This window comes from Chryseobacterium gambrini (assembly GCF_900156825.1).
Classification (GTDB): Bacteria; Bacteroidota; Bacteroidia; order Flavobacteriales; family Weeksellaceae; genus Chryseobacterium; species Chryseobacterium gambrini.
In genome coordinates, this window is record NZ_FTOV01000006.1 from 1 (window position 1) to 14,175 (window position 14,175).

13 protein-coding genes are annotated in these 14,175 nt (G+C 36.6%); 9 read left to right on the forward strand and 4 right to left on the reverse strand.

Going from position 1 to position 14,175, the window contains the following annotated elements:
* Nucleotides 1-139: 139 nt before the first annotated feature.
* Nucleotides 140-517 (reverse strand): DoxX family protein, encoded by a 378-nt coding sequence (locus tag BW951_RS12150; RefSeq protein ID WP_076393154.1) that lies wholly within the window; start codon nucleotides 515-517, stop codon nucleotides 140-142.
* A 129-nt stretch (nucleotides 518-646) separates the two neighbouring features.
* On the opposite strand from BW951_RS12150, the gene BW951_RS12155 reads away from it, so the two are divergent.
* The gene (locus BW951_RS12155; RefSeq protein ID WP_029297233.1) at nucleotides 647-1,348 is read left to right on the forward strand and encodes a CoA transferase subunit A; all 702 of its coding nucleotides are present in this window, start codon (nucleotides 647-649) and stop codon (nucleotides 1,346-1,348) included.
* A 128-nt stretch (nucleotides 1,349-1,476) separates the two neighbouring features.
* On the opposite strand, the gene BW951_RS12160 is transcribed toward BW951_RS12155, so the two are convergent.
* Nucleotides 1,477-3,270 carry an ABC transporter ATP-binding protein gene (locus tag BW951_RS12160; RefSeq protein WP_076393156.1) on the reverse strand — a complete coding sequence of 598 codons (1,794 nt, stop codon included), beginning with the start codon at nucleotides 3,268-3,270 and terminating at the stop codon, nucleotides 1,477-1,479.
* Between the two features lie 122 nt (nucleotides 3,271-3,392).
* Between BW951_RS12160 and BW951_RS12165 the strand changes: the two genes are divergently transcribed.
* Nucleotides 3,393-4,046, forward strand: a complete 654-nt coding sequence (locus BW951_RS12165; RefSeq protein ID WP_076393158.1) for a CoA transferase subunit B — start codon at nucleotides 3,393-3,395, stop codon at nucleotides 4,044-4,046.
* Between the two features lie 100 nt (nucleotides 4,047-4,146).
* Here BW951_RS12165 and BW951_RS12170 read toward each other — a convergent pair whose 3' ends face one another.
* Nucleotides 4,147-4,827, reverse strand: coding sequence for an outer membrane beta-barrel protein (locus BW951_RS12170; protein WP_076393160.1), 681 nt, complete (start codon nucleotides 4,825-4,827; stop codon nucleotides 4,147-4,149).
* 384 nt (nucleotides 4,828-5,211) lie between these two features.
* On the opposite strand from BW951_RS12170, the gene BW951_RS12175 reads away from it, so the two are divergent.
* Complete coding sequence (locus BW951_RS12175) at nucleotides 5,212-5,640, forward strand: CBS domain-containing protein (RefSeq protein WP_076393162.1); 429 nt, start codon at nucleotides 5,212-5,214, stop codon at nucleotides 5,638-5,640.
* A gap of 114 nt (nucleotides 5,641-5,754) precedes the next feature.
* Here BW951_RS12175 and BW951_RS12180 read toward each other — a convergent pair whose 3' ends face one another.
* The gene (locus BW951_RS12180; protein WP_076393164.1) at nucleotides 5,755-6,564 is read right to left on the reverse strand and encodes a DUF4197 domain-containing protein; all 810 of its coding nucleotides are present in this window, start codon (nucleotides 6,562-6,564) and stop codon (nucleotides 5,755-5,757) included.
* Nucleotides 6,565-6,667: 103 nt separating this feature from the next.
* On the opposite strand from BW951_RS12180, the gene BW951_RS12185 reads away from it, so the two are divergent.
* The 6 genes from BW951_RS12185 to BW951_RS12210 all read left to right on the forward strand — a co-directional run bounded on the left by BW951_RS12185 (nucleotide 6,668) and on the right by BW951_RS12210 (nucleotide 14,158).
* Entirely contained in the window at nucleotides 6,668-8,938 is a 2,271-nt protein-coding gene (locus BW951_RS12185) for a beta-N-acetylhexosaminidase (protein ID WP_076393166.1), read from the forward strand.
* A 16-nt stretch (nucleotides 8,939-8,954) separates the two neighbouring features.
* Nucleotides 8,955-9,584, forward strand: a complete 630-nt coding sequence (locus BW951_RS12190; protein WP_076393168.1) for a Crp/Fnr family transcriptional regulator — start codon at nucleotides 8,955-8,957, stop codon at nucleotides 9,582-9,584.
* A 229-nt stretch (nucleotides 9,585-9,813) separates the two neighbouring features.
* The gene (locus BW951_RS12195; protein WP_076393170.1) at nucleotides 9,814-10,608 is read left to right on the forward strand and encodes a sulfite exporter TauE/SafE family protein; all 795 of its coding nucleotides are present in this window, start codon (nucleotides 9,814-9,816) and stop codon (nucleotides 10,606-10,608) included.
* Between the two features lie 810 nt (nucleotides 10,609-11,418).
* Entirely contained in the window at nucleotides 11,419-12,831 is a 1,413-nt protein-coding gene (locus BW951_RS12200; RefSeq protein WP_076393172.1) for an MBL fold metallo-hydrolase, read from the forward strand.
* 264 nt (nucleotides 12,832-13,095) lie between these two features.
* Nucleotides 13,096-13,659: a YeeE/YedE family protein gene (locus BW951_RS12205; protein WP_076393174.1), complete on the forward strand. Its 564-nt coding sequence runs from the start codon at nucleotides 13,096-13,098 to the stop codon at nucleotides 13,657-13,659.
* A gap of 16 nt (nucleotides 13,660-13,675) precedes the next feature.
* Nucleotides 13,676-14,158 carry a DUF6691 family protein gene (locus BW951_RS12210; RefSeq protein ID WP_076393176.1) on the forward strand — a complete coding sequence of 161 codons (483 nt, stop codon included), beginning with the start codon at nucleotides 13,676-13,678 and terminating at the stop codon, nucleotides 14,156-14,158.
* Nucleotides 14,159-14,175: the final 17 nt, after the last annotated feature.

Sequence of the window (14,175 nt, forward strand, 5' to 3'; positions counted from 1 at the left end):
TCGGTGTGGTAAAAAACAAAATGGCTTATCAACCAGATTATCAAAAAAACTTTAAAATTTTAACCTGATTAATTTGCGTATTAACATAGAACATCTGGGCTAAAACATTCTCCGTAGCTCAATATTTGACATTCAAAAATCAATCATCAGTAGATTTCAGTGCCCATGCAATCAGCGGAGCCTGCATAAAAAGCCTTCCCAATCTTTGATTGTCCGTGTTCAGTCCAAAAGAATCCCTTCTGTTTTTGTATTGGGCAATATTCCCGGGAAAAACAGCCGCGAAAAATCCCGCAACAATTCTTCCCATATTTTTTCTGTATTTTTTAGGCGTTGCGATCATTGCCGTTCCTAAAGCGATTTCGGCAACTCCCGAATAAACAACAGTATCATCTTTATCCAGAGGAACCCATTCCGGAACCTGTGCCTGAAACTCTTTCCTTGCGAAAGTAAGATGTCCTATTCCTGCGGTAATTAAAAATGCGCCGAGTGCAATTCTTGAAATATTTTTTGCTTCCATAATATAAATATTTGTGGGGTGATGATGTAGACTATCCAAATTTCAGACCATGAAAAAATCAAAAAAACCTGAACACCGGATATATGAGAAAAATTATTAAATTTAGCCAACAGAAAAATCTAATATTTCATGATAGATAAAAGAGTAAAAAATGCAAAGGAAGCCATCGAAGGCATTAAAGACGGAATGACATTAATGTTAGGCGGATTCGGACTTTGCGGAATTCCTGAAAACTCAATTAATGCTTTGGTAGAGAGTGATGTAAAAGACTTAACCTGTATTTCAAACAACGCCGGAGTAGACGATTTCGGTTTGGGATTGCTGCTTCACAAAAGACAGATCAAAAAAATGATTTCCTCTTATGTGGGAGAAAACGCAGAATTTGAAAGACAGATGCTTTCAGGAGAACTGGAAGTGGAACTTACTCCACAGGGAACTTTGGCAGAAAAATGCAGAGCGGCACAGGCTGGAATTCCCGCTTTCTACACACCGGCTGGTTTCGGAACGGAAGTAGCGGAAGGAAAAGAAGTAAAAGATTTCAAAGGAAAACCCCACATTCTGGAATATGCTTATGAAGCGGACTTCTCAATTGTAAAAGCATGGAAAGGAGATCACGCCGGAAACCTTATATTCAAAGGATCGGCAAGAAATTTTAATCATCCGATGGCGGGAGCAGGAAAAATTACCATTGCAGAAGTAGAGGAATTGGTAGAGCCGGGAGAATTGGATCCTAACCAGATTCACATTCCGGGAATCATGATTCAGAGAATTTTTCAGGGTGAGAAATTCGAAAAAAGAATCGAGCAGAGAACCGTTAGAAAAAGAGATTAATTTTAAATTTCTTCATAAAAATAATACCCCGAAATCAACATTCGGGGTAATTTATTTTAGTTATAAAAGCCTAATTGTCATTCTGAACAAAGTGAAGAATCTCACAATCATATCAACTTCCATCTCATCTACACCAAAGTTTTTCTCTCCCCGATCTGCTGTCTCCACATGGCATAATACAAACCTTTTTCTTCAATAAGATTAAGATGAGAGCCGGTTTCTACAATTTGTCCGCGTTCTAAAACGTAAATTCTGTCGGCGTGCATAATCGTGCTTAAACGGTGTGCAATAAGAACCGTAATCTGCTCTTTTTCCTTAGAAATTTCTTTAATGGTTGTGGTAATTTCCTCTTCTGTAATACTGTCCAGTGCAGAAGTAGCTTCATCAAAGATCAGTAAATGAGGTTTTCTCAGTAACGCTCTTGCAATCGCAATTCTCTGCTTTTCACCGCCGCTTAGTTTTAGTCCGCCTTCTCCGATCACGGTATTAATCCCGTTTTCAGCACGTTCCAAAAGCGCGGTACAGCTTGATTTTTTTAAAGCCAGCTGCAAATCTTCTTCCGTCGCAGACGGATTTACAAACAAAAGATTTTCTTTAATAGTTCCTGCAAAAAGCTGAGTATCCTGCGTTACAAATCCGATCTGGTTTCTCAGTTCATCAAAATCAAATTCCTTTCCGTTGATATTGTTGTATAAAATAGAGCCTTCCTGCGGTCTGTACAATCCCACCAACAGTTTTACCAGAGTACTTTTTCCCGAACCGCTTGGTCCTACAAAAGCAATGGTCTCTCCGTTTTTTACATTAAAGGAAATAGAACTTAAAGCCTTATAATGCGCAGTCTGATGCTGAAAAGAAACTTTTTCAAACTCAAGCTCCTCAATAGCTCCGATTTTCTTTGGCGTTAAAGGTTTTGGTTCCACTTCTTTTTTCATCACCCGGTCGAAATTATTCAGCGAAGCCTGAGCTTCACGGTAAGAAATGATGATGTTTCCGATTTCCTGCATCGGTCCGAAAATAAAGAATCCGTAAAACATTAATGATAAATACTGTCCCGGAGTTACAATATTTTTAAAAATTAATAACAACAACGTAAATGTGATGATCTGCTGTAAAAAATTAACCAGAGTTCCCTGTACAAAACTCAGGGAACGGATACTTTTTACCTTTCTCAGTTCCAGATTCAGAATTTTGTAGGTATTGTTGTTCAGACGTTCAACTTCCTGATTGGTCAGTCCCAGACTTTTTACGATCTCAATATTTCTGAGACTTTCCGTGGTACTTCCCGCAAGATTTGTAGTTTCGGTAACAATATTTTTCTGAATGGTTTTTATTCTCTTGCTTAATAAATTCGTTACCACTGCAATAAAAATAATTCCGACTACATAAACCGGCATAATCGACCAGTGCAGACGAATCGCGTACACAGAAACGAAAATAATACTCACCAGAATTCCAAAAAAGACATTAATGAAATTATTGATAAACTTTACAGAATCTTCACGTACTTTCGTTAAAATGGAAAGTGTTTCACCACTTCTCTGGTCTTCAAATTCCTGAAAAGGAAGCCTCATCGAATGCTTCAGACCGTCCGTGAATATTTTAGCCCCAAATTTCTGTATAATCACATTCACCACATAATCCTGAAACGCTTTGGCGATACGGCTTATCATCGCAGTACCGATTAAAAGTCCTAAAAAGTAAAAAACTCCATGATAGATATCAGTTCCGTAAAGATAGTCTTCCATATTTCGGGGAAGAGTTTTCTCTTTATCAAAAAAATTGGGATGGGTTACAAGTTTGTCTAATATGTTTCCTGTAATCGCAGGTGCAAACAAAGAAAAAACCTGATTTACAGCCGCTAAAATAAGCGATATAATAATCAGCCATTTATAAGGTTTGAGGTAATGTAATAAAATTTTCATCGTTTAAATTAAAAGATTACAAATCTACGACAATTTGCCATTCAAAATTTATCATAGGATAAGAAAGAAAATTATTTCGTAATTCTGAAAAAATGGCTAATTTGGCGGGATAAGATTAAGCTATGCTGACTAAAGAACAAATTGCACAAAGAATTTCAAGAGAAGTAAAAGACGGATATTATGTAAATTTAGGAATCGGAATTCCCACATTGGTTGCCAACTACGTTCCGGACAATCTTTCGGTAGAGTTCCAGAGTGAGAACGGAGTTTTGGGAATGGGGCCCTTTCCTTTTGAAGGAGAAGAAGATGCAGATGTCATTAATGCAGGAAAACAGACGATCACGATTTTAGACGGAGGTTCCTTCTTCGATTCGGCGTTCAGTTTCGGGATGATCAGAGCACAGAAAGTGGATCTTACCATTTTAGGAGCCATGGAAGTTGCCGAAAACGGAGATATTGCCAACTGGAAAATTCCGGGAAAAATGGTAAAAGGAATGGGAGGTGCAATGGATTTGGTAGCTTCGGCAGAAAATATTATCGTTGCGATGATGCACGTAAACAAAGCAGGAGAAAGTAAAATACTTAAAAAATGTACCCTTCCTTTAACGGGAGTAAACTGTGTAAAAAGAGTCGTTACCGAATTAGCAGTTTTAGACGTTACTCCGGATGGTTTCAAGCTTGTTGAAAGAGCTCCGGGAGTTTCTGTGGAGCACATCATACAATCTACAGAAGCCGATCTGATTATTGAAGGAGAAATTCCTGAAATGCAGTTCTGATAAAAAACAAAAGCTGTTTCAATTGTCTGAAACAGCTTTTTTGTTAAGCATCATTTATTTCATTCAAACCTATGAGCGTGTAAAGTATCTTCAGATTTCTTTAAAATAAAAATTTAAAACCGAAAGACAGTGTAGAGATGGCATTTCCGTTAGGTCCGAATACCGCCTTATTATAATCCGGTACTACAGTGGCAACATGAGCCAGGGAAAAATCCGTTGTTTTAATATCTTTTGTTGTTCCCGGATAGTTTTTAATTGTTGTATACGAAAGATTAGCCAGATTATAAGAAAATTCTACCGTAAAATGTTTGGTGAGAACATAATCTAATCCTCCGGAAACAGCCAGCCCTATCTGATTTACCTTGATATCACTATTCGGTACAAATTGTCCGTTTGCTGTCATTTTCGTTTTTCCTGAAATAATAGGAACTGCAAGTTGCCCGAAAAAGAAAAGTCCTCCGTGTATATTCCAGTATTTTCTTGCCAGAGGTTCCACCACCAGAAGATTCGTTTTTAAAGTTACATTATCCGCAACCTGATTTTGAGATTTTACACCAATATTTCCTGCTGCAATTCCTATGGCAGTGGAAGGCCCCACAAAATAACCGGCGAGAGGAAGAATCGTAGTACTGGAAGATTTACCGGTTTCCGAACCGTCATTTGTGCTTTGATAGCCAAATTGTGCAGTTGCAAACCAAGTTCCTTTTAGACCTTCTTGCTTTTCCTGTGCGTTGCATAGCCCCATTATTATCATAGAGCCAGCTAATAACATTTTTTTCATGTTCCTAATTTTATTTATTTAACACGATCAAATTTAGGGGGGTATTCATCTTTTTTTGTGATGATTTTCGCTGATATTTGTCATTTTGATATTTATCATTTTTTCTAAAAAATATAAATTTTATTTTTAAATTTACGGTATTTTAAGTATTTTTATTATTTTATTTTTAATTAATAATTGTTTATTTTAAATTTTATATATTTAAAATATGAATCGAATTTTCAATTATTATTCATAAAATCAATATTCATTTTTTTTTATTGAAGAAGCTAACTTTTATCATACTCCGGAATTCTAAAAACAACAGTTTGTTCGCTAACTTTGAGTATACAAAATGGAGTTTAGTAAGTGATTTCTTTAAAAACAATTTAAATTTTGAATATTATGAAACAAAGAATTCCTGTATCTCAGATCATGACGAAAGACTTAATAACTCTTAATGTTTCGAATACACTGTATGATGCCGAAAAATTATTTAAGAATCACAAAATAAGACACATTCCTGTTGTGGAAGATAAAAAACTGCTGGGAGTATTAAGCTATTCCGATTTATTGAAAATCAGCTATGCAGATGTGGAGGAAGCAGAGGATGTTGAAACAGATGGCGTTTCTGCCGTAGTATATGATATTTTCAGCATTTCGCAGGTGATGACGAAAAGCCCGATGATTGTAGAACCCAATACAACCATTAAAGAAGTGGTGGAAATTTTATCTGAACAGAGCTTTCATTCTATTCCTGTAGTGGAAAATGGAGAACTGAAAGGGATTGTAACTACCACAGATATTTTAAAATATTTATTGAAACAATATTAAATTACAGATAGTACTTCTGCTTTATTTTGATATCGGATATTAAGCAGACAATTAACAGATTATCATGAATTAATCCCTTCAAAACCGGACATTTTGAAGGGATTAGATTTTAAATTATTTTCCGTCCTGCGCTCCGAAAACCTTCTGCAAAATACTTGTGGTTCTCATGGCGGGAGTATTTCGGATTCCGCTTTCTTTTTCTGCCACCATTTTGAAAACTCCGTTAATGGTTTCTGTGGTTACATATTCATTAAGATCTGTAGTTACAGCCTGTCCTGTAAAAGTATTGTATTTAGAAATAATATTGCTCCAGACTTTATCGGCTCCCACTTTTCCCAGTGAAGCTTTTACTTTTGGCTGAAACGCTGTAAATAATTGCGATTGAGTTTTAGTCTGTAAATAGTTTGTCGCTGCATTATTACTTCCCAGTAAAATATTTTTAGCATCCGTGATCGTCATTGAAGTAATCGCTTTTGTAAAGATCGGGGCAGCTTCCGTTACGGCATCTTCCGCAGCTCTGTTCAGCAATTTCACGCCCTGATCGGCAAGACTTCCCAACCCGATAGAGCGTAAAGTAGTGTCGATTTTTCTCAGTTTTTCAGGCATTAAGATTTTTACAGCTTCATTTTTCAGGAAACCGTCCGTTACACCTAATTTTTTCACGCCTTCATTCACACCCAGACTTAATGCTTCCTTTAGTCCCGAAGAAATCTGCGTTGAAGTAAGACTTCCGAGGTTGATTGGAGATGTGGTTGTAGTCGTTTTTGGAGTGGTTGCTGTTCCGCTGGTTTGAGCAGGAATTTTCGGATTGTTAAGATCAATTCCTGTCTGATCTTTCACCGTAGATTTTATGACATCTAAAATCTGTGCCTGTGCAGAAACAGAAAATAAAAGTCCGCCCGCCAATAGAAATGTTTTTCTCATCGTTTATTTTTTACAAAATTAGATGTTTTCTTGTTTAATAAGTTAAATTACGTTTAAAAATTTTCAGAAAATAAGTATATTCGCTTAATCTTAAACTCACAAAATGCAGCGTTTTTTACTGGTACTTTCTGTGCTTTTTTCAAGTCTTTTTTTTACTCAAACCAGATTAAATTTAATTCCCTATCCGCAAAAGGTTGAATTAAAAACAGGGAATTTCGAAATAAGCGGGAATACACTTTTCGTGGGAGACAAAAAATCTAATGAATACAAATATTTTATGGATAATTTTAAAAAAATCTATCCAAAAAATTCATCTGAAAACATAAAAAAAACAAAACCAAATTTTATTTCGCTACTGTTAAATAAAGATTTAAAAATTGATAATAAACGAGAGTTTAATTCAAATTACATTATAAATATCAGCAACGAAATGATTATGGTTATTGGAAAGAACCCTGAAGGTCTTTTTCAAGGCATTCAAACTCTTTTACAATTAATAAAAACTTCAGAAGACGGAAAAATTCCCGCCCTCGAAATCCTGGATTCCCCAAAATTCCAATGGAGAGGAATGCATTTGGATGTTTCCAGACATTTTTTCACGGTTGATGAAGTAAAACAGTACATTGATTATCTTGCCATGTACAAACTCAATACTTTCCACTGGCATTTAACCGACGATCAGGGTTGGAGAATTGAGATCAAAAAATATCCGAAATTAACGCAGATCGGCTCTAAACGTAAAGAATCGATGATTGGAGCGTATGTTGACAATACCTTCGACGGAAAACCTTACGGACCGTATTTTTATACGCAGGATCAGATTAAAGAAGTCGTAAAATACGCTCAGGAAAGACATATTACCGTAGTTCCCGAAATTGAAATGCCGGGTCACGCTTTAGCTGCACTTTCCGCCTATCCGGATTTAGCCTGTACAAAAGGATCTTTCGAACCGGCTACAAAATGGGGTGTTTTTGATGATGTTTTCTGTCCGAAAGACGAAACTTTTACCTTTTTAGAAAATGTTTTAGATGAGGTAATTGCTCTTTTTCCTTCACAATACATTCACATCGGAGGCGATGAATGCCCGAAAACAAGATGGAAAGAATGCGCACATTGTCAGGAATTAATCAAAAAAAATAACCTGAAAGATGAACATGGTCTGCAAAGTTATTTTATCCAACGAATTGAAAAATACGTGAATTCAAAAGGCAGAAAAATTATCGGCTGGGACGAAATTCTTGAAGGCGGACTGGCTCCGAATGCTGCAGTAATGAGCTGGACAGGAATTAAAGGCGGGGTAGAAGCTGCAAAATCCGGTCATTTTGCCGTCATGACTCCCGGTTCTTACTGTTATTTCGATCATTATCAGGGAGATCCGGCGACGGAACCCAATGCTTTCGGAGGATTTACGCCTTTGGATAAAGTCTATTCTTATAATCCGATTCCCGAAGAGCTGAATGCTGAACAGGCAAAATACATTTTAGGAGTTCAGGCAAATCTGTGGACGGAATACATTCTCGATTTCAACCACGTTCAGTATATGATTTTCCCGAGATTACTGGCACTTTCGGAAGTAGGTTGGGGAACTGCTGATCCTAAAAATTACAAGGAATTTGAAGGAAGAGTAGTAAGTGAATTCAGAAATCTGGATAAAATGGGAGTGAATTATGCGAAAAGCATTTACAATGTTTCAGGTAAAGTAATTTCTTCTGAAAATGGTGTTGCCTATGAACTTTCAACCTCACAAAATCCGGATGGAATCCGATATACAGTGGACGGAACGGATCCTTCAGCTAATTCTCAGACCTATAAAAATCCTGTTCAGATTTCAAAATCAATGACGGTTAAATCTGCCTATTTCGAAAATGGGCAGCTTAAAAGCGCTGTATCTTCCCAAAGTTTTACGATATCCAAAACAACCGGAAAAAAAATTACATTAGAAGAACAGCCAAGTGAAAATTATTCTTTCGGCGGAGCTTTTACTTTAGTCGACGGAATTACTGGAAACCAAAAGCAATTGGGAAAAACATGGCTTGGTTTTAATGGAAAAGATGTGGTGGCAACCATTGATTTTGGACAGAAAATTCAGTTTTCGGAAGTCTATTTCAATACTTTAGACAACAAAGGAAGCTGGATTCATTTCGCTAAATCCGCCCAGATTTTTGTGTCTGACAATGGAGCAGATTTTAAGTTAATCAAAGAAGTCGGAAAAGAAGAAATTCTTTCAGCAAAAGGAAAAATTAAAGTGAATGTTGGAAGTCAGAATTCAAAATATATTAAGGTTAAAATAGAAAATGTGGGCATTATTCCTGCGGGAAATCCGGGTGCGGATTCTAAAGCGTGGCTTTTTGTTGACGAAATTGGCGTAAATTAGCCTTAGAAATTTAATTATGCAGGATTCAGTGCTTTCTTCAGAATTTACTTCCTCTCCGGAACTCGTTGAAAAACTCTACCAATATGGAGTAACGAAAACGTATCAGGAAGGTGATATTATTCTCGATGAAAATTCGTCCATCCGTTCCATTCCGATTGTGATGAAAGGGATGATGAAAGTCATCCGCACCGAAGAAGACGGGAGGGAAATTCTTCTGTACTACATCAAAGCAGGAGAAAGCTGCATCATGTCTTTTCTGGGCGGAATGCATAACGAAAAAAGCATAGTAAAAGCGGAAGTAGAAGAAGATACTGAAATTCTGTTTCTGCCTGTAGACAAGGTTTCATTGTTTATTAAAGAATATCCTGAATGGCTCGATTATATTTTCAGGCTGTACCATAAACGTTTTGAAGAACTCTTGGATATCATCAATGCGATCGCTTTCAAAAAAGTAGATGAAAGACTGCTGAATCTTCTCCATAAAAAATCCGAAATTCTGAATTCCAAAACCATCATAATCACCCACGAACAGCTTGCCAATGAACTTGGAACAGCCAGAGTAGTCGTTTCCCGACTCCTGAAACAACTCGAAGACTCCGGAAAACTCCAGCTCGGACGAAATAAAATTATGATTTTAGAAGATTAGACAAATCTCTTTGCGATCTTATCTAAGTGAATAGTTTATGCTTAGCTTGTCGAAGTAGCTTCGCGAACTTAAAAACATTTAGTAGTCAAAAAAATCTTCGTGAACTTCGCGATCAAAAAATCTTACAAGTTCGCAAACTTAAAAAACACGCTATAAAAAATCCTTCTGTAACAAAAGTAGCGGTACACCTTTCCCAATATCTTCAATTTTGCATCATAAAGTTGAAAACATGGAAATTTTTGGATATCTCGCTTCTGTTTTAATAGGAATTTCGTTAGGTTTAATCGGTGGTGGCGGAAGCATTCTTACCGTTCCCGTTTTGGTTTACCTTTTCGGATTAGACGCTTTTCTGGCAACAGAATATTCCCTTTTTATTGTCGGAATCAGCAGTGTGGTCGGTTCAGTTTCCTATTTTAAAAAAGGATTGGTGAATCTCAAAACCGCACTTGTTTTCGGAATACCGTCCATTATTTCCATTTTCCTGACGCGAAATTATATTGTACCCTTAATTCCCGATGAAGTTGTTACGGTCGGCAACTTTGTGGTAACGAAAGATATTTTACTGCTTTTGATTTTTGCAGGATTAATGATTTTAGCTTCCTACAAAATGATTCAGAAAACTACAGATTGTGTTACCAAAGCATCAGATTTGCAGAAAAACAGTACCCTTTTGGCAGCAGGAGAAGGATCTGTTGTCGGAATTTTAACAGGTTTAGTCGGAGCAGGAGGCGGATTTATGATCATTCCCGCTCTTGTTAATCTGCTTAAAACTCCAATGAAAGTAGCCATCGGAACTTCACTGGTAATCATTTCGCTGAATTCGCTTATCGGATTTTTCTCATCTATGGATGCTGTGAAAATCGATTGGAAATTATTAGCCACCATTTCATCAATTGCCATTGTAGGCATCATCATCGGTTCGCAGTTATCCAAAAAAATCGACGGAAAAAAGCTCAAACCAGCTTTCGGATGGTTCATTCTTGTGATGGGAATTTACATCGTAGTTAAAGAACTTTTTTTGTAGTTTTTTCTTTATTAGGGCAGCTATTTCCGCCTGTAGTTTATCCTGAGTTTATCGAAGGGCTCCCAATCTTTTTGTTTTGTAAAAAACAAAAAGAGCTCCGCTCAGGTCGGGCTGCGAAAGATTCGGGAAAAAAAGTCAAAGTTTAAATTTCTGAATGTAGAAAATAAAATATCATAAAGTCCAATCATTTAAAAGTGTTAGCATCATTGTGATATTCAAAAAAGCATAGTAGCTAAAAAATCTTTGGTACATAGTATTTTACGTGAGTTTGATGTAAAAACAGGACAAAAGTATCAATAGGAATAGGCTTCAGCCCATTTTAATAATCAAGAAAACAATCAGCTTTAGCCAAAACTTGTACTAAATTTCGGTTAAAGTTAATTTTAATTAAAAAAAACATGAAATCCAATCTCTTATAAGCGTTAGCGGCTTTGTGAAACTCAAAAAACCATAGTAGTTAAAAAACCTTTGGGTATATAGTGTTTTAATGTGAGTTTGATGTAAAAACATTACAAAAGTATCAATAGGAATAGGCTTCAGCCCATTTTAATAATCAAGAAAACAATAGGCTTTAGCCAAAACTTATACTAAATTTCGGTTAAAGTTAATTTTAATTAAAAAAACCATGAAATCCAATCTCTTATAAGCGTTAGCGGCTTTGTGAAACGCAAAATCACAATAGTTAAAAAAAACTTCGTGGTCTTTGTGTTCAAAAAATAAATCCCTTCTGTAACAAAAGTAGCGGTACAGAAAATCCCAAACCCTGAAATTTGTATCAGAAAAAATAAGTAAAATTTAAAATCATAAAAAATGAAAATAGAACAGATTTATACAGGATGTTTAGCGCAGGGCGCTTATTACATTGTTTCTAACGGTGAAGCGGCAATCATAGATCCATTAAGAGAAACGCAGCCTTATATTGAGCGTCTTGAAAAAGATAATGTTACCCTTAAATACATTTTTGAAACCCATTTTCATGCAGATTTTGTCAGCGGACATCTCGATTTAAGCAGAAAAACAAGCGCACCCATCGTTTACGGTCCCACTGCAAAACCGGAATTTGAAGCCATCATTGCAGAAGACAATCAGGTTTTTGAGGTAGGAAATATAACCATAAAAGTTCTTCACACACCCGGTCATACCATGGAAAGTTCTTCTTTTCTTCTGATGGACGAAAATGGAAAACAAACAGCACTTTTCAGCGGAGATACTTTGTTTTTAGGCGATGTAGGCCGTCCCGATCTGGCGCAGAAAGCAGCAAATATGACTCAGGAACAATTGGCTGGTTTGCTTTATGAAAGTCTTTACAGCAAAATTTTACCTTTGAATGATGATATTACCGTTTATCCGGCACACGGAGCGGGTTCTGCGTGTGGAAAAAATATGCAGAAAGAAACGGTAGATTCACTGGGAAATCAGAAGAAAACCAATTACGCACTGAATCAGAAAGATAAGGAAAGTTTCATCAAAGCGGTTACAGACGGACTTCTTCCGCCTCCTGCGTATTTTGGAATGAATGTGGCAATGAATAAAAAAGGGTACGATAGTTTCGATGAGGTCTTGTTAAAAGGTTTACAGGCATTTTCTCCTGACGAATTTGAAGAAATGGCAGAACATTCAGATGCTTTGATTTTGGATGTAAGAAACAATGAAGATTTTGCAATAGGATTTGTTCCGCAATCCATTAATATCGGACTGAACGGAGATTTTGCACCTTGGGTAGGAGCTTTGATTGTGGATGTAAAACAGCCGATTCTGCTCATAACCAATGAAAACGAAGAACAGGAAGCTGTAACCCGATTAAGCCGTGTCGGATTTGATCATGTTCTCGGATTTTTAAAAGGCAGTTTCAAAGCATGGAAAGACAGCGGTAAAGAAATAGATTCCGTTAACAGAATTTCCGCACAGCAATTCGAACAGGAAATTAAAGAAAAAGAAGCGAAAATTATTGATGTCCGAAAAGAGAGTGAATACAATGCAGAACACGTAGATGAAGCTTTCAACAAACCTTTGGCATACATCAACGAATGGATCGGTTCAATTGATCCGGCAGAACATTTCTATCTTCACTGTGCAGGAGGTTACAGAAGTATGATGGCTGCAAGTATTCTTCAGGCAAGAGGCTACCGTAATTTTAGTGAAATTGAAGGAGGTTTCAGTTCCATTTCACAGACTGAAGTTCCGGTAAGTGATTTTGTTTGCCAGAGTAAAATTTTAAAATAGATTTAACAACGAAAGAGACAAGAAACTTTTGAAGATCCAAAATCAGTCAGAATAAAAATCTTTGTGATCTTCAATAAGTGTTAACGCCTTTGCGAACTTAAAAATCAACAGAGTTATTTTAAAAAGAAAGCTTAGCGTTCCTTAGCGTTTAAATCCAAAAAGTAGGTCAATTTCTGCTGAAGTCGATTTTATTTGCAATCTTTACATCAAACTCACGTTAAAATCATTAATCAGAATATAAAACAGTTTTAATACAAATACTTAATGTTAGAAATTATAAAAGAACCTTGGCCGTGGTACATTGCAGGACCGTTAATCGGGCTTACTGTTCCTACTTTACTGATTCTTGGAAATAAATCTTTCGGGATCAGTTCATCACTCAGACATATCTGTGCGGCCTGTATTCCTGCAAATATCGGCTTTTTTAAATACGACTGGAAAAAAGAACTCTGGAATTTATTCTTTGTGTTCGGAATTTTTTTAGGCGGAATGATTGCCGCTCAATTTTTAATGAATTCACAAGAAATTACCGTTAACCAAAATCTAAAAACAGAATTAGCAACCTACGGAATTACAGATTACAGCAATCTCGTTCCGACACAACTCATGAATTTTACCAGTCTTTTTACAGTAAGAGGATTTATTATGATGGTGGTCGGTGGCTTTTTGGTAGGTTTCGGGACACGTTACGCGGGAGGATGTACCAGCGGACACGCCATCATGGGACTTTCCAATCTTCAGGGGGCTTCTTTAATTGCAACAATCTGCTTTATGGCAGGAGGCTTTTTAATGGCAAACGTTATTCTGCCCATTATTCTTTCACTTTAAAATTTAAAATTAAAAAATGACACAGGAAAAAGATAGAAGACATCAGGACAGCATTTGTACCAACGAAAGTCAGCTCAAGCACAAATGGTATCACAATTTAAAATACATGATGGTAGGAATATTGTTCGGGATCATCTTTGTAAAGGCAGAAATTATAAGCTGGTTCAGAATTCAGGAAATGTTCCGGTTGCAGTCTTTTCACATGTACGGCGTTATCGGAAGTGCTATTTTAACGGGAATGATCTCCGTATTGATCATTAAAAAATTTAATATCAAAACCATTTATGGCGAAAAAATTTCCATTGCTCCAAAGAAATTTAATAAAGGTCAAATTTACGGCGGACTGATCTTCGGATTTGGATGGGCGATTACAGGAGCCTGTCCCGGACCGCTTTTCGCACAGATCGGAACCGGAGCCTTTGCCGTAATCATTACTTTGCTGAGTGCCATTTTCGGAACTTGGGTGTATGGATATTTCAGGGAAAAATTACCTCATTAATTTTCAATAAAACCATT